The sequence below is a fragment of the Paenibacillus sp. V4I5 genome, assembly GCF_030817255.1.
Classification (GTDB): Bacteria; Bacillota; Bacilli; order Paenibacillales; family NBRC-103111; genus Paenibacillus_E.
Map to the genome: position 1 here is coordinate 4072547 of NZ_JAUSZB010000002.1, position 23743 is coordinate 4096289.

At 45.1% G+C, this 23743-nt stretch carries 21 protein-coding genes; 3 read left to right on the forward strand and 18 right to left on the reverse strand.

Features of this window, described 5'->3' with window-relative positions; translation table 11 throughout:
- Positions 1–94: 94 nt before the first annotated feature.
- Complete coding sequence (locus QFZ78_RS20335; protein ID WP_307550297.1) at positions 95–1162, forward strand: glycoside hydrolase family 88/105 protein; 1068 nt, start codon at positions 95–97, stop codon at positions 1160–1162.
- Between the two features lie 27 nt (positions 1163–1189).
- On the opposite strand, the gene QFZ78_RS20340 is transcribed toward QFZ78_RS20335, so the two are convergent.
- The 10 genes from QFZ78_RS20340 to QFZ78_RS20385 form a co-directional block, all read right to left on the reverse strand.
- The gene (locus tag QFZ78_RS20340; RefSeq protein ID WP_307550299.1) at positions 1190–2953 is read right to left on the reverse strand and encodes a hypothetical protein; all 1764 of its coding nucleotides are present in this window, start codon (positions 2951–2953) and stop codon (positions 1190–1192) included.
- A gap of 111 nt (positions 2954–3064) precedes the next feature.
- A complete protein-coding gene (locus tag QFZ78_RS20345; RefSeq protein WP_307555807.1) occupies positions 3065–4663 on the reverse strand; it encodes an extracellular solute-binding protein in 1599 nt (532 codons plus the stop codon).
- A gap of 64 nt (positions 4664–4727) precedes the next feature.
- Positions 4728–5624, reverse strand: a complete 897-nt coding sequence (locus tag QFZ78_RS20350) for a carbohydrate ABC transporter permease (RefSeq protein WP_307550301.1) — start codon at positions 5622–5624, stop codon at positions 4728–4730.
- Positions 5625–5627: 3 nt separating this feature from the next.
- The gene (locus QFZ78_RS20355) at positions 5628–6605 is read right to left on the reverse strand and encodes an ABC transporter permease (protein WP_373460322.1); all 978 of its coding nucleotides are present in this window, start codon (positions 6603–6605) and stop codon (positions 5628–5630) included.
- Positions 6606–7089: 484 nt separating this feature from the next.
- Entirely contained in the window at positions 7090–8031 is a 942-nt protein-coding gene (locus QFZ78_RS20360) for an AraC family transcriptional regulator (protein ID WP_307550304.1), read from the reverse strand.
- 99 nt (positions 8032–8130) lie between these two features.
- The gene (locus tag QFZ78_RS20365) at positions 8131–8841 is read right to left on the reverse strand and encodes a metallophosphoesterase family protein (RefSeq protein WP_307550306.1); all 711 of its coding nucleotides are present in this window, start codon (positions 8839–8841) and stop codon (positions 8131–8133) included.
- 215 nt (positions 8842–9056) lie between these two features.
- Positions 9057–9239, reverse strand: a complete 183-nt coding sequence (locus QFZ78_RS20370; protein ID WP_307550308.1) for a hypothetical protein — start codon at positions 9237–9239, stop codon at positions 9057–9059.
- Entirely contained in the window at positions 9239–10465 is a 1227-nt protein-coding gene (locus QFZ78_RS20375) for a Ger(x)C family spore germination protein (protein WP_307550310.1), read from the reverse strand. The genes QFZ78_RS20370 and QFZ78_RS20375 overlap by 1 nt, the downstream gene beginning before the upstream one ends.
- Before the next feature lie 26 nt (positions 10466–10491).
- Complete coding sequence (locus QFZ78_RS20380) at positions 10492–12108, reverse strand: spore germination protein (protein ID WP_307550312.1); 1617 nt, start codon at positions 12106–12108, stop codon at positions 10492–10494.
- 26 nt (positions 12109–12134) lie between these two features.
- Positions 12135–12362 (reverse strand): hypothetical protein, encoded by a 228-nt coding sequence (locus tag QFZ78_RS20385; RefSeq protein ID WP_307550315.1) that lies wholly within the window; start codon positions 12360–12362, stop codon positions 12135–12137.
- A 171-nt stretch (positions 12363–12533) separates the two neighbouring features.
- On the opposite strand from QFZ78_RS20385, the gene QFZ78_RS20390 reads away from it, so the two are divergent.
- The gene (locus QFZ78_RS20390; protein WP_307550317.1) at positions 12534–13658 is read left to right on the forward strand and encodes a GerAB/ArcD/ProY family transporter; all 1125 of its coding nucleotides are present in this window, start codon (positions 12534–12536) and stop codon (positions 13656–13658) included.
- Positions 13659–13746: 88 nt separating this feature from the next.
- On the opposite strand, the gene QFZ78_RS20395 is transcribed toward QFZ78_RS20390, so the two are convergent.
- The 6 genes from QFZ78_RS20395 to QFZ78_RS20420 all read right to left on the reverse strand — a co-directional run bounded on the left by QFZ78_RS20395 (position 13747) and on the right by QFZ78_RS20420 (position 20254).
- Positions 13747–14841 carry a glycoside hydrolase family 88/105 protein gene (locus QFZ78_RS20395; protein ID WP_307550319.1) on the reverse strand — a complete coding sequence of 365 codons (1095 nt, stop codon included), beginning with the start codon at positions 14839–14841 and terminating at the stop codon, positions 13747–13749.
- A gap of 54 nt (positions 14842–14895) precedes the next feature.
- Positions 14896–15771 carry a carbohydrate ABC transporter permease gene (locus tag QFZ78_RS20400; RefSeq protein WP_307550321.1) on the reverse strand — a complete coding sequence of 292 codons (876 nt, stop codon included), beginning with the start codon at positions 15769–15771 and terminating at the stop codon, positions 14896–14898.
- Between the two features lie 23 nt (positions 15772–15794).
- Positions 15795–16745, reverse strand: a complete 951-nt coding sequence (locus QFZ78_RS20405; protein ID WP_307550323.1) for an ABC transporter permease — start codon at positions 16743–16745, stop codon at positions 15795–15797.
- A gap of 103 nt (positions 16746–16848) precedes the next feature.
- The gene (locus tag QFZ78_RS20410; RefSeq protein WP_307550324.1) at positions 16849–18378 is read right to left on the reverse strand and encodes an extracellular solute-binding protein; all 1530 of its coding nucleotides are present in this window, start codon (positions 18376–18378) and stop codon (positions 16849–16851) included.
- Between the two features lie 213 nt (positions 18379–18591).
- Positions 18592–18747, reverse strand: coding sequence for a hypothetical protein (locus QFZ78_RS20415; protein ID WP_307550325.1), 156 nt, complete (start codon positions 18745–18747; stop codon positions 18592–18594).
- Positions 18731–20254 (reverse strand): extracellular solute-binding protein, encoded by a 1524-nt coding sequence (locus QFZ78_RS20420; protein ID WP_307550326.1) that lies wholly within the window; start codon positions 20252–20254, stop codon positions 18731–18733. Before QFZ78_RS20420 ends, QFZ78_RS20415 begins: the two co-directional genes overlap by 17 nt.
- Before the next feature lie 155 nt (positions 20255–20409).
- Here QFZ78_RS20420 and QFZ78_RS20425 point away from each other — a divergent pair, with 155 nt between their 5' ends.
- Positions 20410–22731 (forward strand): AraC family transcriptional regulator, encoded by a 2322-nt coding sequence (locus tag QFZ78_RS20425; RefSeq protein WP_307550328.1) that lies wholly within the window; start codon positions 20410–20412, stop codon positions 22729–22731.
- A gap of 45 nt (positions 22732–22776) precedes the next feature.
- Here QFZ78_RS20425 and QFZ78_RS20430 read toward each other — a convergent pair whose 3' ends face one another.
- Both QFZ78_RS20430 and QFZ78_RS20435 read right to left on the reverse strand, forming a co-directional pair.
- A complete protein-coding gene (locus tag QFZ78_RS20430) occupies positions 22777–23061 on the reverse strand; it encodes a hypothetical protein (RefSeq protein ID WP_307550329.1) in 285 nt (94 codons plus the stop codon).
- A gap of 25 nt (positions 23062–23086) precedes the next feature.
- Entirely contained in the window at positions 23087–23569 is a 483-nt protein-coding gene (locus QFZ78_RS20435; protein WP_307550331.1) for a hypothetical protein, read from the reverse strand.
- Between the last annotated feature and the right edge of the window lie 174 nt (positions 23570–23743).

A 23743-nucleotide genomic window follows, 5' to 3' on the forward strand; every position in this document is an offset into this window, starting at 1 on the left:
TACCCCAAGTCAATAAGAGCATACGCCAAGCCTCACGGTCATCCTGCATAGTATAGTGAATGTAGATACTACACTTTCATGGAGGAATACGACAATGCCAACTGTACTAACATCTGCTCATCTCGAACAAACCGCGAGCCAGATCTATGATTACATGCTATCTGATCATTCGGGAAATTGGGGCTTGGATATTCATCACTGGGACTGGGTTCCCGGCGTCGGCGTCATATCGATATTAGCCTATTATGAAAGCACGCAAAAACAGGAGATCCTGAATCATTTGACCTCATGGGCACGCCAAAACATGCATAAATCGGAGCATCTGAAGGTCATTAACTCCATGGCTCCCTTCGCCATATTCCCTGCTCTTTACGGTCACACGAAGGACCCCGTCTTTCTGGAAACTGCCGAGCGCATCGGGAAGTGGATGCTAACTGAAGCTCCCCGTACAAGGGAAGGCGCGTTTGAGCATACCGTCACCGAAAATGCCAGCTTCCCCGAACAGGTATGGGCAGACACGATCTTCATGGCCGATCTATTCCTAGCGCGTCTTGCCCGCCTTACCGGTGAAACCGCCTATGCCCAGGAAGCTGTCAATCAGCTTGACCTCCACTTACGACTGCTTCAGGACGATAGATCAGGTGTGCTGTTCCACGGTTGGAACTGCATCGCGCAGGATCATATGTCTGCTGCGCGCTGGACGAGAGCTAACGCATGGATCGCAATCGCAACGCCGATGATCCTGCAAGAACTCGAGGGCCTCACCGAAGTGCCCGAAGAAACTTTAGAGCGTTACCGCGCTATGATGCATGGGCTTATCCGATATCAACAAGCAGATGGTCTATGGACCACTGTCATGGATCAACCTGATTACTATCCGGAGACTTCAGGCAGCGCCGGTATCGCTTGCGGCATTCTACTAGCCGTGAAACGCGGTTTGCTGGATCCATCCAGCAAAGAGGCAGCCTATCGCGCCGCTGAATCTATTCTATCAAAGGTTTTGCCAAACGGGGAAGTAATTGGCGTATCAGGCGGAACACCTGTTATGCCAACGATTGAAGCTTATAACACAATCCCGTGTTATCCAACGCTTTATGGACAGGGGCTAGTGCTAATGCTGCTCTCAGAAATGATTGAAAAAAGGAAGGAGACCGCCATTTAATTGGCGAGCTCCTTTTTTTTGCTTCATCTAGTTCGGATGCTTGTCATTCGGCTTCAAGGAAATCGACAGCTGTTGCTGCGAACCGCCCGCACGATTATCATCTCGCCTTGCTGTCACGTGCTCCGCTTCTTCTTCAATGACAATCAGAGGCAATTCCTTCACCGAGTCACCTATAGCTAACGTGAATAAAAAAGCAGCTTTGTCCATAGCTTGGAAATCTAATATTTGCCGCTCGCCTGCGTAAATAACCAGATCTAGTCCATAGATGTCTCCCTGTTTGCTCCATTCCCAGTTCCAATCGGCTGTAGCGGAGGAAACGTTTTTGTCGCCGTAGCCCAGTTGGTTCTCTCCATCACCCTCAAAGGCAGCATATAAGCTTTCGAAACGCAGAGGCAGTCCATTGATCTGCACTTGTGCTACAGCGCCTTCCTGCTCAATGCTCATTCGCTCCAAGCAACCTCCAAATTCCATGCGAATCCGGAAATCAGTCGCCTCTATACGGCCTTGAATACGATCCAAATTCGGATGTGTATCCCCACCGTTCGTTAGAAAGTTTACGCCTAACAGCAGTTGGTTGCGGCTCGCTGCAACACTGAGAACAGCCGAGCAATAATCATATCCATCATGTAAGCAGCGCATTTGCAAATAAGTGGGCTGCCCGCCATTATCGAAATAAGCGACCATCCCTCTTGTTTGATTCCACATGATCTCTTTCCTAAACACTCCGATCGCATACTGCGGCGTGATGTAAGTCTCCGCCCATTTCACGAATCCGGTCTCCTCATTGCGGTAATAAGGCTGCCTAAGATCACGCACCTCTACTCGGGCAAATTGCTCAACGTACTGTTTCGGACATTGGATTCCGCTGCCATACCACTCTGCATCATAATCCAAATCCTCAGAGGCAAAGAAAACCAGCCTACTATCGGTAGTCACTTGCAGGAAAGACTTAGCCTTATTCGTCAATAAGGTACTATAGCTGCGGCTGTGCGGACCAGCCCATTGCTGGGTGACCGGATGATAATGCTCGACCAACATTCGCCAGACCATGTCTAACAATTCGGCGGCTATGTCCTTAGCACGAGAATTGAGGGAATACTCGTGAATTTTAGAAAGCTCCACAATGGCAATGACGGAATAGGTAGGACTATTAAATTCTTGAAAGGTCCCTAGTTTTGCTGTATAGTGCTGAAGCTTCTCCAATCGTTCCAGCCCATAATCTGCATAATCCTTCCGATCATACACCCTACCTGCAATCAAGGTCACAAATGCCCCCATAATCGCAATATTCGTATAGTGCGGTCCTACATTCCGTTTGATAATCGCGTCACATGCAAAGCTTACCGATTCTCGGATTTGATCTTTCAGCACTTCAGGCATCTTATGACCGTGACGCAGTACAGCAAGAAGCAGCTCCTTGCCGCAAAAGTCCGCCCAGTTCCAATCAGGAGGAGCCATCTGTGTAAGCGGCTCTTCATAAAACCAAGGCCATATCCCGTAAGTATCACTTAGCGGATTGCGATCCTGCAAGGATAATAGGAGGCCAATGATATCATAGGCCCTTTGTTCATATTCCTTCATTTCCGTATTTAGCAAGCCAACCGCATAGAGCAGCGATTGATAAGTTGGATGAGTCGTTGGGTGATTCTTCGCCGTAAGCGTGGTATGATACCCCGAGCTATGAAAAGGACGACGAAGCATACAAACCTGAGAATCATACTCACTTTCTTTGGCTTTGATTGCTTTTATCAAAAGTGCTTTGTGATCAAGAATAGTTTCATTTACGCTCATGCTGAACAATCCCTCCCATTGGGTTTGTTGAATAACAACGGGAAGGTCAGCCTACGCTTCAAGCAAGCCGCCTTCCCGCAAATTCAGTTATATATATTGGGCGTGCACTGATTATTTCAAGAACTCTTTATTCTTCTCATACCACTCTTGTGCAAGCTTCTCAACATTATCTCCACCAAGACGCTTCCACTCTTTACGTGCCTCTTCCATTGCAGCCTCTGGGGTTGATGCACCGCCTCCAGTTACGGCTTTTACCTCGATTTGCGTAGCAATCGGATGGAACGTGGCGATCAATTGGCTTACTTCCGGAATATCCGGGCTAAAGGCTATGTCTCTGCGATATTTGTTTTTGAGTGCCACACCTAGCGACTGTGTTTTCAATTTGGCATATTCCTGGGAGAGCGCATCCTGAGCAGCCATGGTCGGGAACCACTCGGCTTTCAGGCTGAAATCAGTTACAATCGCATACTCAGCAGCGTAGCCAACTTCCTTACGGAATTTATCAGCGTCGATTTTTTGCGGAATCACACCATCCACTAGCTTGTGATGGACGTTTTCCTCGCCGAACTTCATCGACATATCGCCTTTCTCCATCATCCAATCGAGGAATTTAACGGCTGATTCGATTTTATCCTCTTTCATTTTACTGTTAAAGGCTACCAGAATATTCGCCGGAAGCTCCTGATACAAGCCGTTTTTTCCATATTTACTAGCTACTGGTTCCAATGGAACCATCTTGGCGTCCGGTACGTTCTTCTTGAGATCCATGAATTCGTTCTGAATATCCCAACCAGCAAAATAAATACCTGCCTTGCCAGTAGTCAACATTTGACGCGCGCGCTGGAAGTTGCTATCCGTGATATATTCTTTATCCAACAAGCCTTGATCGAACAACGATTTCTGATAGGCAACGGAATCCTTATAACGATCCAACGTTCTGCCAAACTTGAGCTTGCCCTCCTCCAAATACCATTGATTCTCATTCACGAAAAAGAGAGCTCTAATGATTTGTACACCGTTGCCATTAAACGCAATTGGTACTGTATCTGCTTTACCGTTACCGTCCGGGTCCGCTTCCTTAAATTTCTTGGCCACCTCGATCAGTTCTTCTGTTGTCGTCGGCGCTTTCAAGCCCAGCTTATCCAGCCAATCTTGACGAATCCACATTCCATGATTAGCAAGCCCTTCTATGCTTCGACTGCTGGTAATAGCATACATTTTGCCGTTAATCGTCGTTGCTGATTTGAGCTCAGGATGCTCCTGCAGATACTTTTTCAAAGTCGTACTATATTTCTCGATAAAACCGTCTACTGGTTGTATGGCACCTTGGTTGGCCAATTGCGCAATATAGTTGCGGTCGTACTCCCAGATGAGATCAGGCGCGCTTCCGGAAGCCACGAGGGTACTTAGCTTTTGTTGAGCCTGCGCACGAGGTACCGGCACCCAGGTTACCTTAGCCGGTGAATTCTCATTCATCCACTTTGTCCAACGGTTGCTCTCGTAGCTGCCTTCCTCTGCGGCTACTGTTCCACGATCAAAGGCAGAAATGCTGATTTCTTTCTTCGGACCGGCCGCTGTTGCCGTCGCAGCTGCACTTCCTTGAGGCTTTGCTGAACTGCCACCCTCTGTGGTCGTATTAGAACTGCAAGCGGCTAATACTGCTAATGACAAGCTTGCTGCAAGAACTGGTTTCCACGCATGTTTAGTCATTTTCAATGGTTCCATCCCCCTAAATATTGTGTGGTATATATCAAGGACTAATTGCCCCGAGATATCAGCCTTTGACCGATCCAATCAAGACGCCTTTGACAAAATGCTTCTGCAAGAACGGGTACACGACCAGAATTGGCGTGACTGCAATGACAATCGCTGCCGCTTTAATCCCTTCGGGAGTAAGCGTTATCTCTGCAATACCCTCGCTTCCGGCTCCTTGATCCAGTAGATTCTGATCCACCTGCAGGATCATTTGATAGAGCTTGAGCGTCAAGGTCTGCTTGGTTGTTTTGGTAATGTACAGTAAGACATTGAAGTAAGAGTTCCACCAGCCTACGGCATAAAAGAGTGAAATGGCAGCTATGATCGGTTTGCATAGCGGTAAAATGATTTGAATCAGAATTCGCCAATCCCCTGCGCCGTCGATCGACGCTGATTCCTCCACTTCCTCCGGTAAACCTTCCATGAACGTTTTCATCACAAACATGTTGTACGTACTGATTAATGAGGGAAGCCAAAGCGCCCAATAGGTATCCATAAGTCCTAATGATTTAACTAGTATAAAATTCGGGATTACGCCCGAAACGAACAACATGGTGAAGGTGATGAATATGAGCAGCCCGTTACGTCCCATCAGTCTTCGTCTGGAAAGCGGATAAGCCGCCAGTAAGGTAAGTGTCATATTGAGTACGGTGCCGACAATGGTTACCAGCACCGTATTGCCCATCGCTACAAAGAGTTGCCCATCCTGGAAAAGTCGCTTATAGGCCTCCGTATTGAATTCGACCGGCCACAATGTCACCTCACCCGCTGTAATAGCCCTGCTGCTGCTGAAAGACGATACAACCTCATACCAGAACGGGTATAAGGCAATTAATGAAAGAAAGCCGAGAATCGCATAATTAGCTGACGTCCCAAAGCGGGATAAAAGGGATTGCTTTTTATATAAACTTTGCATCGCTTACCATAACCCCCGTTCTCCGAACGCTCGAGTCAATCTGTTTACGCCTACGACCAGTATCAACCCAACTGCAGATTGGAACAAGCCTAAAGCCGTCGTATAGCTGTAATTCATATTCTGCAAACCAACACGGTACACGTATGTACTAATTACATCCGCAACATCCAAGACAGACATATTCTGCAGTACCAGTGTCTGCTCAAGCCCCACATCCATCATGTGCCCCATGCGTAGGACGAGCAGGATAGCGATTGTACTGCGAATGCCGGGCAATGTAATATGCCAAATCTGACGCAGTTTCGAAGCACCGTCCATCTTGGCGGCCTCATACAGCTGCGGATCAATCGAGGCCATTGCAGCCAAATAAAGAATCGTGCCCCAGCCCGCTTCCCGCCATATGCCTGATAAGGTGTAAGCAACAGGCCACCAGCTGGAGCTAGCCATGAAGTATATAGGCTCGATGCCAAACACTTTCGTTAGCACCAAATTGACAACCCCCGTGCTCGGTGAAAGCATAGCAATGAAGATGCCCCCAAGAACAACCCATGAGATGAAATGAGGTAAGTAGAGCAGATTCTGAACGGTCCGTTTGTACCACTCCTTGCGTACCTCATTAAGCAGAAGTGCGAGTAGAATGGGTACCGGAAATCCAAAAACAAGGCTGTACACATTGAGCAGCAACGTATTTCTTAGTACTCTCCAGAAATCGATGCTTTGGAACAAGCTTGTGAAGTGTTTAAACCCTACCCACTTGCTGCCGAAGATGCCGTCGGCGAATCGGTAGTCCTTGAAGGCAATAATCTCGCCGATCATCGGAGCATATTTAAATAATAGATAAAATCCGATCACAGGCAGAAGCATCAGATACAAATGTCGATCCCGTATCAAGCGGCCTCGGAATGTGGACGGAATCGGCTTGGTTGGAATTGGCTTCCGCTGGCTTAGCTTCTTATTTAAGCCGGTCACTCTTTCCTCCATGTTGTGTTCACCCTTTCCAAATGTGAGCCTGCTGTTCTGCCGGCGATATCATCGTATCCTGCCACTGCTTGCTTGCAAATAGACACGTTTTGCTCTGCTGTCTTTTCTTAACAATTACCCTGTCACCTTACTTAAACTAGGTTCATTTTCCTAAGGTGACGGCTACTAAGCAATACGGTAACGAGGGCGGTTTACCTCGATTTCCGTGCCTTGGCGGCGGAAACGAGCTTGTTCGAGCGTAGTGATGGGCGAGTCGCGGCTACATAGGCTCGGATATCGCGCTACCACTCTACGCTCTACTCACCGCAAGCTCACAAGCCCAAACGCAAAAAAAGAGACCCACAGCAACGGGCTGCGGGTCTTCAAGTATATATATTTAAAAAGGGGGTCGAATTTCATTATAGGCTCCGAACCTTAAAGGAAGATGAAAACCAGATGTCATTTTGGTTACAAATGATTCCTATTTGTTACAAGCAATGCTGCTCTATTTTTCCTTGATCGGAATATAAATGTCCATTTGGACGAGCTCATTTTTGGATGGGTTACAGCGCTCATCATACAGTTCGAACTCCGCGCCACCTGCATGTTCATAGCCGGAGTGAGGAAACCACTCTTCGAAAATGGACTTCCACGTGCTCTGAATGGATGCAGAAAATTGATCCTGAGTCACCTTCGGTGTTGTAAACACAGCATACCTTGCCTCCGGAAATTCACGGCTCACCAGATCGGCAGACACACCTTCAAAACCTGTGGCCTCCATTCCGATAATATAACTTAAATCACCAGTCTCCATGTTGAAATCCGTACAAATGCCCAACTCAACTTGTGAATCTGCATGTACACGATTGGGAATGCGATTCCCCTTGCCCTCTTGTAGATACGAGCCCCAGAATGCAGGGATTTCACGATGGTTTCTTCCCTCTTTGCAGGACGTTTTCAGTTCATAGCCAATCAGTTTAAAAGCAGGCTTCGTCTTCAGTTGATATTCCATTCGAATTCCTCCTAATATAGGGATCTTTGAGCGTAGCTCAAAGTCTCTCCTCTTTGGGTTGAATTTTCTTTGCAGCACATTCACTTTCGCATAAACAGGCGTCAGTATGCCTTGTTTACGGTAAGCAAGCGGCGTACGTTCAAAAACTTTTTTAAATGCTCGAGTGAAATTCTCGTGGGACTGGAACCCATTGTCGAGGGCAATATCGATTAACTTCTTCTCCGTATGTGCGATCTGATAGGCCGCGCTCGCTAATCTTCTTTTCCGAACATACTCCATCACAGCTTCTCCCACCATGGTTTGAAAGACTCTATGAAAATGGAATTCAGAGAAACAAGCGACTTGAGCTAAACAAGCAACAGATAAAGGCTCAGAAAGGTGATCTTCAATATAATCCAAGGTCTTCTGAATCTGCACAAAGTAATCGGTGTCCATCGGTTGCCCCCTCCAGCATTCTAAATACAGTGTAAGCTATTTAAAATAACGGTTCTTGATCTTTCTTGCTAAAGGGCTAGCCCGATGCTGTCACATCGATTATCTCCAACTCCCTTTGGAAGCAACCGAATAGGTCTTGTATTGATTCCTGCCCTTGATTTCCAAGCAATTGATTTGCAAGCCGTAAGCACAGCCGCCATCAATGCCAATTTTATCACGATCGAACCAAACATCTGCTTTCCCATGAATATCCTTAGCCGGTGTATGCCCAAAAACGACTGTTTTTTTAACGACGGTTCGCTGCTGGACAAAAGGAGCTCGAATCCACATAAAGTCCCTTTCTGGCTGAGTTTTCCAATCCAAAAATGCGGGGTTAAGCCCAGCATGAACATAAATGTGCGTCTCGTCCTCGTAATAGAACGGAAGATTATTTAGAAATGAAATATGATCGCTAAATTTTGCCCGGATTCGTTCTTTCGATTGCTTCAAGTCAAGAGCCTCGGTCCCGCAGAAGCTTTTAAAAGTTTGGATACCTCCATGCTCAAAAAACTTCATTTCTGTTAGTGAATCTACGTCCCCCAGAACATCCACGAAACGTTGGTCATGATTTCCTTTGAGCGCAATCGCTCCCTTTTCGCGCACCAAATGCATAACGAATTCCACAGTTTCCCGACTTTGCGGCCCTCGATCCACGTAATCACCAAGCAGCACGAGCTGATCTTCTACGGCATTAAAATTTACTTTATCGAGTAATTGCTTGAATTCATCCACACAGCCATGTATATCGCTTACGGCTAACGTTCTTTTCATATCCTGTACCTCCTGATGGCGCGCTCCGGCAAATCCGCTCCCTAGCAAACTCTGAATCTATGTGTATTTCTATTATTTAGGTTTTATTTTACCATAGTTTGGTTTATTCGGGATTCCTTAATTATCATTCATCTAACGTAAGAAACACGAAAAGGACGTCCTGATGGACGTCCTCGCTTTCCACTTCTTGTTACTATTGATGTACGATACTCCTTTTAACCATGCGGCCAGATCGGAAGGTAAACATGGAAAACAGCAAGAAAACTCAAGGTCATCCCTACCATCATCAAAAAACTGTATACAACCAGATCTTTACGATACTTTTTATTCTTAATCAATCCGGGCACATCTCGAGAAGCAAGAAGTCCAAAAAGAACTACAATCAGGATGACTTTCATTATTTTTCGGACTCCTTCTCTTTCAAAATTAAAGGTTTATTCGTTAAACCTGTACGGTTTACTGTCATATTAGCAATGATATTGACTTTCAGCTTTGGAAATTCTTCTTCCCAATGTTCTTTATACTTATTCTTCCACTCTTTTGGATATCTCCGTTCCACTTCAATGCCAAATCCGAAAATATCTGATTCGAATTTTTTTTGCGCCATATCGAGTACGATTTGGATTCTTTGTTTGAGATCCTCTTCCAACTCATTTTCCACAAAATGAATCACTTTAGGATCACTGACATCCAATTTCGAGTTATTCTCATAAAGTTCGTTCTCAGCTCTTACTTTCACTTCCATACTTAATTCACCATCGCTAAGAATAGGAGTGATTTGGGTCTCGGCCTTCAATATATAAACACTTATTTTTCCATTTCCCTTTTCCTTCGGAATGTTTACGGTGACAACACCCGTTTTCATTTCCTTGCGAAGCCAAAGAACTCCTCGTGTCTCTAAATCACTCATCCAACCGACTAATCTATCTTTCTTGAATATTGCTGATCCTTTGATCGACAGGTTGGTTTCCAGATTTGACGGAGATGGCGCCTTGGAATCCTCTTCATTTGCTAAGTTCGAAGAAGCGAGTTCCATTTCAGCAGCAACCGGTTCCACACCTTCTGTCACCAGCATATGGACAAAATCCTTCAAATTTATCCTTACACCAATGTGCTGTTTCACTTGTTCTCTCATGATTTCAGCCGGTATTTTTTCGAGTTTGGGGATAAACTTGAGAATATTTAAAGATTCCCCTTTTGTGAATATGATGTAACTGCGCATACGCGCTTCCCGTTGTCTTATAAAAAAATCGAGTATCGGTGAAACACCGCCTCGAGCCATTTGATCGCCAATAATAATAATACCGCTGTGGGAAAAGAAAATTCGGCGCGGCAGTTTCTCCTGGAGTCTCCGATAGGCATCCAGAATCGTTTCTCCCTTTTCTGAAACAATCCATACAGCTTTAGTTCCTATATCTTTTTCCCCGCCAAAGCCTCCTTGACCCGCAGCACCTAACATTCTCGGAATAGCCACTTGCAGCGCTAAACGGATTTTGCCATCCTCCATCTTATCGATTCCTGCCGCGGTTACAAATGCAAGGTCATTGACCTCAATCCGGCTCCAGCAGCCCGAGAGAATCGGCATCGTCAAAAGGATCAATCCCAATAAAATTCGTGTTTTCATCCAACATTACCCTTCCGTAGAAAATCCTACTCCTTGCGGTTCGGCTGACCGGGACGCATGGACCTTTTCATTCGCTGCGGGTTTCTTTTTGCGCCTTCTTCCGGTCGATTCGTCATACTCCACCAAGGCGCCCGTACAAGCACATCTTTAAAGTCACCAAAATGTAAAGGGGCCAAAGGTGACAAATAGGGCATGCCGAATGAGCGAAGGCGGCACATATGGCTCATGATAAACAATATGCCTAATAGTATGCCATATAATCCCAGTGATCCCGCTAAAAACATCATGGGAAAACGCAGCAATCTGATCGCGACCGCCTGGCTGAAGCTGGGAATGATAAAAGAAGCGATACCGGTGATGGATACGACAATAACCATGGGTGCGGAAACAATGCCCGCCTGAACAGCGGCCTGACCAATGACCAAAGCTCCGACAATACTCACCGACTGTCCTACCGGCCTAGGCAAACGCACACCAGCTTCCCGCAATCCTTCAAAGGCTACTTCCATTAGCAAGGCTTCGACAATAGCTGGAAAGGGGACCGTTTCACGGGAAGAAGCCACACTGTATAACAGGGTTGACGGAACCAATTCCTGATGAAATGTTAATAAAGCAATATAGAGAGATGGCAAAAACAAGGCAATCACCAAGAACAAAAAGCGTATCCAGCGGATCGCCGTAGAAATCATAAAGCGCCCATAATAATCTTCACTCGCCTGCATCATTTCATAAAAAGTAACCGGAACATACAGGGCGAAAGGCGTATTATCGATGATAATCGCTACTTTCCCTTCCAATAAATTTCCAACGACTTTATCCGGTCTTTCCGTACTCTGCACCTGAGGGAAAATGGAACTCGGAGTGTCTTCAATTAATTCCTCGATATATCCGCTCTCGAGAATCGCATCGATGTCAATCCTGCCGATTCTTTCACGAACTTCCGCCACCAGAGCTTCATCAGCAATATGATCCAAGTAAGTAATGACGAGCTCCGTTCTTGATAACCGTCCTACTTTCATCGCTTCCATTTTTAGCTGGGGGGTTTTCAATCTCCTGCGAATGAGACTGGTATTGGTCCGCAGGTTTTCTGTAAATCCGTCCCTAGGACCGCGGATCACCGCTTCTGTTGCTGGTTCTTCAACCGCACGGGACTCCCATTCTCTTGCACTGACGAATAAGGCCCGTTCTGCACCGTCAATAATCAATGCGGTATCCCCGGACAGCACATGATCTATCACATCTTGAAAATTGGTCCCGCTGCTTACCTGTGCAGCAGAAATAACTTGATTCCGAATCAAATTTTCCATTTCCTCAGAACGAAATATAGGTTGTGTCAAACTATTTTTCCCGTATTCCAATAGAGGTTTTATGACATCATCATCAATCAATTTCATATTGACAAGGCCGTCCAAAAAAAGAAGCGTCCCTTGTTGCGTCTCACCCAATTGAAAATCCCTAAACACAATATCAGAAGAACGATCAAAGATCGTTTTCAATTGTCCTACATTCTGTAAAAGATTCGTGCTAAGTGGATCACTTTTCAATGGTTCCGTAAGGATTGTAGATGATGGTTCGAGAAAGTTCGCGGGCATTCGTTTAGAAGCCATTAAACTTTTCAACCAACCTAAGGACCCTTTTCCCATGCTAAATCCCCCTCACTATTAAGCCTTTATTTTTTCACCACCATTACGAAAAGATAACCGATCAACATAACAATCATAATGACCATGTAGAAAGCTCCCATTGCGGCCAACAGCATTTCCAAAATAGTGTAACTATACAAATGGAGATGAACTAATAATTTCGACGTAATTTCCTGTAAGTAGAAATACATACACCATCCAATAAAAGTGATGAGCACGGCGGGAAAAAATAAATTACGAATATTCTTCATCATTTCTCCTCTAACAAGCGAGTTGTTCTATTTGCAATTTCCAACTATTATCTTTCGACAAATGAAGGTAAATAATACCTAATTCCTAACACTTTCGTTTAAAAAGAAAGCGAACGCTAATAATGATATCTAATTCAAACAAAATAGGATGACTTGGTAAAAGGTGAGGGCGATATGAATCAAGAGAAAATAGGTATCAAACAACTCTTTCTTATGATGTTAGCTTTTGAAATAGGAAGTGCTGTCATTTTTGCGTTAGGAGCGGAAGCTAAACAAGATGCTTGGCTCGCCGTATTAATAGGCATGGTGTTGGGGCTTATTTTAATGTCCGTCTATACCAAATTATCTGGGTATTATCCAAATGAGTCCTTGATCCAAATCATTCAAAAAATTTCTGGTAAGTACATTGGATATCCGCTCAGTATCACTTATATAATTTATTTCACATCTCAAGCTGCAAGAATCAGTCGAGATTTCTCAGATCTTATGATATCTACAATTTTAGTTGGAACCCCAGAAATTTTTATTCTTGCCAGTTTTGTAGCCGTAATTATTTATACGCTCCGCGGTGGTTTCGAAGTGTTTGGACGTATGGCAGAAATGGTGGTTCCCGGTGTTCTGATCATATCCCTTAGCACATGGATCATCGTTTATGCTTCAGGAGTAGTTGACCTGAAACAGCTTACACCTGTACTCGGTACAGGAATAAAAAACGTATGGAAGGAATCATTCCCAGCCCTTACCAGTCTTCCTTTTGGGGAATTAGTTGTATTCACGATGATTTGGCCGACGTTAAAAGATCATGCAAAGCTTAAAAAGGTGGGGATGGTTGCAGTTTTGACAGCAGGCGTTTTATTATCCCTTAATATAGTAGGTATGATCTCCGTTCTTGGACCTCAGTTGTACAGTATGTTAAATTATCCTCTTTTATCAACGATACGAATGGCCTCGGTGGCTGATTTTCTCGAGCGGATCGATGCCGTAGTTATTCTGCTAATGGTAGCAGGGGGATTTTTCAAAGTTGGTGTTTTCATCTATGGTGCCGCAGTTGGAACAGCTCATTTATTTCATTTGAAAAGTTACCGCTACGTTCTTATTCCGATTGCAGCGATTATTGCCCCTCTTGGTCATATCATGACCAAAACATATGCCGATCACCTAGCTATAGGTTTTAAATTTAACATGACCTATGTTCATATTCCCTTACAATTTGTAATACCTAGTTTGTTACTGGGAGCAGCTTACTTTCACCAAAAGTCAATATCGCACAAAGATCCTAATTTACGACAAAGCCAATAACGATTTACAAAAATTATTAAAAATAAGGCTGAACACAAATATGTGTCCAGCCTTTTAGTACAAAACTCAATTTAAGCTTTTAGAATTCTCACTTCATGAGTGACTCCATTTCTACACACGCCATCACGAATGCGCCAACGCCATGCAGGTCGTTCTCACTAGTCGGACGAGTCACATAGTTCTCATAATCGCCAGCTGATGTCCCGATACAGATGAGTGGTAATATCACCCGCTCCTGCTCGTCGAACTGTAAGGTTCGGATCAGTCCTTCATATCCCTTCACTGCTGCGTTCACACACTCTTGGCCGACAACCCCGTGCTTAATTGCTTTGGCAATCGTGTATACGAACAGATTCGTACAGGATGTCTCCAACCAGTTATCGGGCTGATCACCCTTGTCAACGATTTGATACCACAATCCGCTCTCCGCATCCTGATAACGAATCAACGCATGAACGAAATCACGCAGCGAGTTAACTAGATCTTCGCGCCCTGGTTCGTCCGCTGGGAGCTCATCAAGGAATTGTGTAACCGCTAGGCCATACCAGCCGAGTGAGCGGCCCCAAAATTCCGGTGAACAGCCGGTTTCCGCATTCGCCCATGGCATCTTACGACTTTCGTCCCAGGCATGGTACAGCAGCCCTGTTTCTTCGTCTTTCATATATTTGCGCATCAGCTTCTCTTGATGCAGCACCGTGGAGCGCAATGCGATATCTCCGTAAGCATTCGCATATTTCAATGAGAAGACACCTGCCATATATAAACCGTCCAACCACATGTTGTAGGCATATTTATCTTTATGCCAGTAACCGCCCTCCGAGGTGAGATTCAGCGTGTTCAGCAAGTTTCTCAGCTTATCCGCAGCAATCCGGTATTTGCTGTGTCCTGTCTGCTTTTCCAATCGGAACAACAAAAGTCCCGCTTGAACCGCATCCAACTCATCCCGTGCGAAATATAGATTGCCGTTTTCGTCAATCAAACCATCGACATACGCCTGAATGTAGGCGTCATAGCGATCATCTTGTTCAACCTCCCACAACATTTCCATGCCGCATAAGAAAACACCTTGGTGGTAATGCCACCGCTCAGCAGGCGGGAGCTCCATAGGGGTGTAAGTACTCATAATTGAATCGCAGGCAGCTCGTGCCCATTCGATCGGTGATTTAATTGAATTTCGAGTCATTTTAATTTCCCTCTCTATTCCTATACTGATTTTTGTATTAATGGAAATTCTTCCTTATCCCTTAATGGAACCGATCATAGCCCCTTTAGCAAAGTGCTTTTGCAAGAACGGATACACACACAAGATCGGTAGAGTTGCAACGACGATAACAGCCATCTTAATCGATTGTGCAGGAGGCGGTGTGACACTATCCAAATCCGCACTGACATCCATCCCGCTGGCGAGCACGACAATTTGTCTGAGGAGGACCTGAATCGGCCACTTTGCACTCTCATTCAAGTAAAGAATCGCGCTAAGATACGTGTTCCAATACGTGACGGCGTAGAATAAGGAGATCGTTGCGATTGCTGGCATTGATAAGGGCAGCACAATGCGAAACAAAATACCAAAATCACTGCATCCATCGATCTTGGCAGACTCTTCGAGTCCCTCTGGGATGTTTTGAAAGAAATTTTTCAAAATGATTAAATTAAATGCACTAATGGCAGTTGGAAGAATCAACGAAGCATATGTGTCGATCATGCCCAATTCCTTCACAACGAGGAACGTCGGAACCAAACCACCGTGAAACAGCATTGTAAATACAACCAGAAACATAATGACTTTTCTGCCATCCACATCTTTACGGGACAAACCGTACGCCATCAAAGCGGTGATAAACATACTGATGATCGTTCCCATAAGTGTGGTGCCAATCGATACGCCCATTGCTTTGAAAATCGTGTTTGTCGAGAAAATAAATCGATAGGCTTCTATGCTCCAGTCCGTCGGAATGATGACAAATTTCTTGGCTGCCATTTCCGCACTTGTCGTAAACGAACCTGCCACGACGTGGACAAAAGGGATCAGTGTAATTAAGCCAATAATCGTTAATAACAAATAATTGATAATGCCAAACATTCTGCCGCCTAACGTTTTATCTTCAACCATGGTGTCTCCCTCCTGTTCTTACCTTAATAAACGCCTTCCTCGCCCATCTTCTTCGCGATTCGATTAACAATCATAACCAAAGCAAGTCCGATAAACGATTTAAACAATCCGATCGCAGCACTGTAACTGAACTGGCCTTGTTTTAACCCTGCCGTATATACATAAGTATCAATGATCTCAGCAACATTTCGGTTCATTGAGTTAAGCAGCAAGTAGACATGTTCAAAACCGAGTTCGAGAACATCGCCAATTTTCAATATTAACAAGACTATGATCACACTGCGTATAGCAGGCAATGTTATATGCCACATTTGTCGAATTCGTCCTGCACCATCCATACGCGCAGCTTCATACAGCCCAGGATCAATGGAAGCAATCGCCGCCAGATAAATAATCGTACCCCAGCCTGCTTCTCTCCAGATCACTTGAAGAATATAAGTGGGTCTAAACCACTCCGGAGCCAACAAGAAATTAATCTTTTCGAATCCAAAATACTCAATAATATCATTAATAATACCGCCGTCCATGGTCAGCATAACGAAGCTGATCGAGACGATAATCACCCAGGACATAAAGTGTGGCAAATAGACAATCGTTTGAAACGTTTTTTTGAAAAGATCCCCTTTGACCTCATTCAGCATAAGCGCTAAAAGAATCGGAACTGGGAAATAAAACAAGAGATTCATGCCGAATAAAATTAACGTATTGCTTAAAATATTCAAGAAATCAGGCTCTGTAAATAATCGCTGAAAATGTTCGAAACCTACCCATTCACTCCCGCTAATCCCTTTAAACGGTTTATAATTCTGAAACGAAATGATAAGCCCGTACATAGGGATATATTTAAAAACGAGAAAATATAAGACTCCGGGCAGCAGCATGACATAGATCCATTTATTTTTCCATATACGTCTACCCATCTCACTGCTTTGTTTCCTAGCCACCACACGTTGTGCTGCATTCACTTCCTGCATACGACTTCTTCCTTTCCGGGTGATTCATTCATAAAGAAAAGACTGCTACTGATGACACAGCAGCCTTTCCCGCTTTTCAACCTGCATGTTCACTGCTATCACATTATTTTTTATAAACAGCGTTGTATTCCTCAATAATTTTGCTGCCTCCACGACTCTTCCAATCTTCAATAGCCTTATCAAAACCAGCCTTATCGATCGTGCCGTAGATATATTTATTCGTTGCATCTTTGATCACTTCTTGCAGTTGAGGGCCTTTCTCCTGGTTCGTTTTCGAATCCAGAGCAGCTACCGGATCCTGCACAGCAAACTTCAAATTGGCAATCTTAAGTTCGTCTGCCTTACCTTGAGCTGGAATCGTAGGAATACCCAAGTATCTGCCGGAAGTATCTTCATCACCAATAGCCGCGTCCGTGAAAGGCTTAACTTCACGTGTCCACTTTTCTTCATCCAGCTTCTTCGCTTTGTTGTCGATTACGCTGTAGTTAGCATCTTTAATGCCCCAGTTTGCAACGTTGGCAACTTCGGGCGTCATCATTTTGTCAAAGTATGCAAGGATCTTCTTTAACTCAGCTTCTGTTTTCGTAGCGGATTTCGGGAACAGAACGACGTTCGCATATCCGGGAAGTGCCCATGCTGCGAATTTACCGCCTGGCCCAGCGACCATACTATGCACATCTACCACTGCTGTAGGCACGTTTTTAATTAAATCCTTGTTTAGAGACGAAACATCCGTCATCGCTCCGATGTACATACCAGCTGTACCATTGGTGAACAGCTTTTGCTGATCCGTTTTACTTGTAGCCGCGAAGTCTTTGTTGATAAGTCCACCATCACGCAGCTTCTTGTAGTAATCCATTGTCGCTACATATTCGGGGAACATGAACTCAGGCTGCAGCTTGCCATCTTTAAGACCCCAATTGTTCGGTACGCCGAACCAAGTGGCAACGGTTTTGAATGATCCGTAAATGAGATCATTACGATCCGTTAAGCCGATAGTATCCTTTTTGCCGTTTCCGTTAGGATCATTTTCAGTGAACGCCTTCATCATGGCATACAAATCCTCGGTTGTTGCAGGTGGCTTCAGTCCCAGCTTATCCGCCCAATCTTTCCGGTAGATGAGACCTTGACGAGCAATGTCTACACCGCGATATAGCGTGTAAAGCTTGCCATCCACTTTCGTATTATCATTGGTCGTGGATTTCAATTTACTCAGGTTCGGGAAGTCCTTCAGCAGAGGACCAATTTCCCAGAATTGTCCGTCACGAATAGCCGATTTCATCTGAATAAATGTCGCCTGGTTTTTCAGGTAAGTGACTTGCGGCAGTGCGCCTGTAGCAAACGTTGTATTCAGCTTCTCCTCATACGTATCCGCCGGAAAAAACTGATACGTTAACTTTGTGTTCGTTAACTTTTCGAGTTCTTTAATGATCGTATCTGGCGGCGTTTGCGCTGTGTTCAGCGGTGCCATAATCGTGATCGCCGTCGGTTTGTTGTCTGCCGTTGCTTTAGGCGACTCCACCACACCAGTCGTAGCTGCGGGAGTTGACTTCCCCCCGTCTGCGCAAGCAGCCAGCGCAAAGCTGGAAACGAGCAGAACGCTAAGTGGAATCGAGACTAATTTTCTCTTCATATTGATTAGACCTCCGCGAAATTGTTGTGTGCTACAAATTCCACACTACACGGCCGCAGGGAGGTGCCGAAATAATCATTTACTCATTTAGACCTTATTTGGCATGGGATGTGAGATGATGATTATCGGTCGGGGAGATGATTATGCATTCTTCCTGCTACTTTAGCGATTTTTTTCATCGTTACACTGACTCATACGCGCTCATAAGCTACTTTAACGATGAAAAACATCGCCTCCGCCTAGCCCGGGCCTCCCCCCATAGCTGCACTGCTCCTCCAGCAGCTCACCAAAAGCAAAAAACCGCCGCGCACAAGCGCCAGCGGTTTTCCCATCTTCCCCATCTACTCCAACCTCAACCTCGCTTACCATAAGCCTCGTTGTACTCTCTTATCATCTGACCGCCGCCATTTCGCTTCCAGCGCTCAATTTCTTGCTGGAATGCGGCTTTGTCCAGTTTCCCCAAGATGTAATTGTACGTAGCGTCAGATACAATTTTGTACAATTCGACGCCTCGCTCGTCGTAGGTCTTCGACTCCAGACCAACGGTCGGGTCTTTGACGACGTTTTTCTCGTTGTCCAAGCTCAGCCGGTCCGCGAGCTGTGACAGAGACTCGCTCTCCGAAACGCGCATGACCTTCGGATTGTTCAGATCGGCAATCATGAGTGCATATAGCGCATTCACCTCATTCACACGGAGTTTCGAGGTCTCTTCCGAGAGTTGAACTTGATCCCCTTTGGCTTTGTAATGACGCCCCTCCAGCCCGTACTTCATCAAGTTGGCGACATCTTTATCCATCGAACGATCGAAAAATTGCAGCACCTGCTTCAATTCCGCTTCGGTACGAATCGCTTTTTTCGAGAACAGGTAAAGCGCACTATAATTGGGAATCGACCAAATTTTAAAACCCATTGGGCCTTCGATATGGTTCACGAGCGTGAGTTTCACCTTCGGATTCATGCGCTGAGCTTCATCTGAAAGACGCTGCACGTCCTGCATGCTGCCAATATAGACGCCCGCAATGCCGCGAATGAGTTTATCGCGCTGAACTTCCTTACTGGTGACTGCGAAATCGGCATTAATCAGCTTCTCATCATACAGTTTCTTCATATAGCTCATCGTGTCCACGTAGGCCTGGGTTTCGAACTCAGGTACTAGCTTCCCAGTGCCATCAGTACCCCAGTTATTCGGAGTACCGAAATAAGAGCTGATCGTTTTGAACGCGCCAAACACCAAATCATTCCGGTCCGTCAGACCGATGGTATCTACCTTGCCATTCAGATCAGGATCGCCGAACGTGAAAGCTTTTAATACCTGATACAGCTCATCCAGATTCGTCGGCTTAGCCAGCTTCAGATTGTTCAGCCAATCCTCACGAATAATAATGCCCTGACGAGAGGAGGGCCGCTCGGTGTACAAGCCATAGATTTTGCCATCGACAGCTGCCTGTCCCAAAATTTCCTTGTTCAGCTGTTTCAGATTCGGATACGCCGCCAAGTAAGGTCCAATATCCCAGAACGCGCCGGAACGGATCGAATTTTTCATCAGCATATAGTCCGTATATTTTACATAGGTTGCTTTTTTCAAAGAGTTTGTGGTGAGCGCGGTGTTCATTTTATCGGTATATATGCCGTCCGGAACCCAGTTCAATTCCAGCTTCGTTTGTGTGCGACTCTCAATTTCCTGAACGAGTTCAGGGATGGGCGGATGCGGAAAATGAAGCGGTGCCATGATTGATATAACGGGACGGTTGCCGTTTACATCATCTGTCTTTTTCGAGCTATTCTTCTGACAAGCACTGATCAAAGCAACCATCAACAGCCCTATCAAAAAGAGACCAAAAAGTTTGAAACCCTTGCCATATAAACTTGTTCTCATGAGAGCTTCCCCCTTATAGCAGCAGTGTTTTGTAGTCAGAATCAGAGAAAATGATTATCCGTCACCCAGATGATTATTGCTCTTAACGCCCGTCTTGACTACAATACATAGATAGTCTGAATGATCATCCTCAAGATAGATAGGTGTTGGACGCGATGCGCTCTTTAAGTTTCCTTAGCAAAATGACCATATTTGGGTTCCTGCTCAGCACGCTGCCCGTTATCTTCATCGGTGCTTTCGCCTTCGTCACCTCGTCGAGCGAAATTCAAAAGAATGTCAACGAAGGTAAAATGCAGCTGATCACCCAAATCAACTCCAATGTAGAGCAGAAATTAACGACTGTCAACCATACACTTAATCAGGTCATCAACTCTACCGTGCTCAAAAAGGCGATGGATATGCCCCTAACTGTAAACGATTTCATGATGTATGATGATCTGCGCAGCGAAATTCGATATATGCAATCTTTTGATACCAAGCTGGAAGATGTCATCTTGATCAATGCCAGGGAAAACTGGATGATCAAGAATTCGGGCTTGTACCGTTATGACAGCTACCCTTATCACGATAAGCTTATGACCTTGATGAACACGCAGGAGAACAGTGTATGGACACTTAATCCATCCAAGTGGTTTTTCACGGAAGAAAATGCGCGAAGCGTTACCTGTGAGTACAGTATTTCTCTAGTTAAAAAGCTGCCCACCACCGGCCTGGAGAAATATGGCTTGGCTCTGGCTAACATTCCTGCCTGCAGCCTGCAGGATCTGATTAAAAATGATACCGAGCATCTGGATGACATCCTGATTATGGATGAACAAAATCGGATTCTCATGCATCCGGATGCAAGCCTCATCGGTAAATCCATTACGGAAGCTGGGCTTACAGATTTGAAGCAGTTAGAGGCGCCAATGGGCCAGTTCTCAGCGGATATTAACGAGAAGCCTTATTCCGTCAGCTTCCTGCGTTCAAATCTCAACAACTGGACCTATTTATCCTTAACCTCCATCGACAGTCTGACAAAGGAATCAAGTAAAATCGGAACCTATACGATCTATGTATGCGTCCTGATGCTGCTACTCTCCATGGTCTTGGCTTGGATTGGCTCGCGCAAAATGTATTCGCCGATCCAGCTCCTTTTGAACCAAATCGGAGGGCTTGTGACCGTGAATCAGAAGCGGAAGGCCAACGAGTTCCAAATGATCAGCGAGCATGTCCATACCTTGTTCCAATCGAAGTCCCAACTGGAAAGAGAAGTCCACCAGCATATCGGCCAGGTACGGACATTTTTCTTAATCAAGGCTTTTCAAGGGCATATCAAACAGAGCGAGCTGCTGGAGAAGTTGGCACAGTTCGGCTATAACAAGCACATTGAAGAGTGGAAAACGATGTCTGTGATCACGATGCAGATCGATTCAATCGACAATACGCGTTACGAAAAACGGGATATGGAGCTGCTGCTCTTCGCTGTGCACAATATGATCGAGGAACTGATTCCTTCGCACCAGCGTCTCGCTCCCATCATTATTGACCAGACCGTGGTCACCTTGATTGGAAGTGCCGATAGCGAAGAAGCTGCCTTTCGCGATACGGTATATGCACTAACCGAGCAGATGCAGCAGCATATCTATAGCTTCCTGAATCTCCACGTTAGCATTGGGATGAGCCTCCCGATTCAAGCTTTCTCGCAGATGTCGATTGCCTATCGGGAAGGTCTGGAGGCTTTGAAGCATCGCATTAAGCTGGGTGAGGGCATCATCATTCAATATGAAAATATTAACTCAGGGAAGCATTACTTGAATTTAAACTATCCGAAGCCGATCGAAAATGAATTGATTGATGCGATCAAGCTTGCCGAGAAGGATAAGTCCAAAGAGCTGCTGAAGCAGCTCCTGCAAGCGGTATTCGCGGCTCCACTAACACCGCAAGAATATCAAATTCCATTGGCACGGCTGCTCAACAACCTGCTTATGGTGATGCAGGAATCCGGAATCAGCTTGAATCAGATTCATCCGAACAAAGGGTCCCTCTTCGAGGAGCTCCTGAATTTGCATATGACAGCCGAAATCGAGGACTGGTTCTGGACAGAGGTCATTCACCCGCTGATTCGCATTTATCGCGACCGGCAGGATGCCCAGTACCACAACATTTCCGAGAAGATTATTGATCTCGTGCAGCACTATTACGACACCGACCTGACGCTTGAGGAGTGCGCTTCCCGGCTGCATTATAACGCGAATTATTTGAGCAGTATTTTCCGCAAAGAAACGAACTGTTCCTTCAGCGACTACTTGTCGACCTACCGGTTCAATATGGCTAAGAAATGGCTGTCCGAAACCGATATGCCGATCAAGGATATCTCTTCCAAGCTGCGCTATAACAATTCGCAAAACTTCATTCGTTCGTTCCGCAAGCAAGAAGGATTAACCCCCGGCCAATATCGGGACAAAAAGAAAGAAGGCTCGGCACCTAGTGGGTAGGTTCCTTGCCTTCTTTGCTTGTCTCCTAATCCTAGCTACCAAATGCTAGGTTGTCGGTTTGACCGCTGCTTTGAGTGCAGCACGATTATCCCATAGAAACGATACAACGCTGTTACGTTCTTCAAAGAACGATTCTTTCTCATCTTCATAGTCTTGGCCAAGTCCATGAACGCTGAAACGATCATCCGAGTAGTTCATCAAAGTCCATTGCCCTCCGCGTTTGTTGTCAGCAAACACTAGGTATAGTTTCTCTCCTGAAGCGTCCCATTTGGCAAACGATGAAAAATTGTCCAAAATCTCACCAATGTCGTTTTTCTTTTTGATTTGCATGATCGTATCCTCTCTTTCATTTTTTTTAGGCAAGTTTACTCAAAAGCACTGTTTCCGTTTCCGTTTCTGTCTCCTGAAGCTTGGTTTTCCACTCCATTTTATGTTGTGAAACGGTTAAAAATATGTGCTTATAGCCTTCTGATATCGTCAAAACTGGTTTACCGTATACAAGTGACTGAGACATATGGTAGGTTACTTGTTCGACATCTTTCATAGTGTCACTCTGTTTCCGTAGGATAATAAGCAGCTGCATACACCCAAATACCCTAAATTGGTTACAGCACTCTGTATGATCCACATCATACCAATCCATTTTTTCAATTTCTCGAACCGTAAAAACGTTGGATTCCCCTAATTCATTTTCTAGCGTAATTTCACTAAGCTGGATGTTGGTTTTGTCTAATTCGTATGCCACCTGTTCTAAGGCTTGCTTTTTCGTTTGAGCTTGAATGAGGTATGAAATGTTAGCACGGAAGGTTGCCTCTGCGATATAGTCTTCTTGTTCCATTTCCCCTTTGATATCTCCTTTAAAATCATGATGTGTTGTGTCTATGGACAAGAAAATACTATAAGAAAATGGATAAAAAGGTTGTCATTCCATAGGGGTGGATTTTAGGAACCTTTGTCGAATGGAAAATGGGCTCCATTTGGTCCGCTTTTTTGTTGCAAAATAAGAAGACTG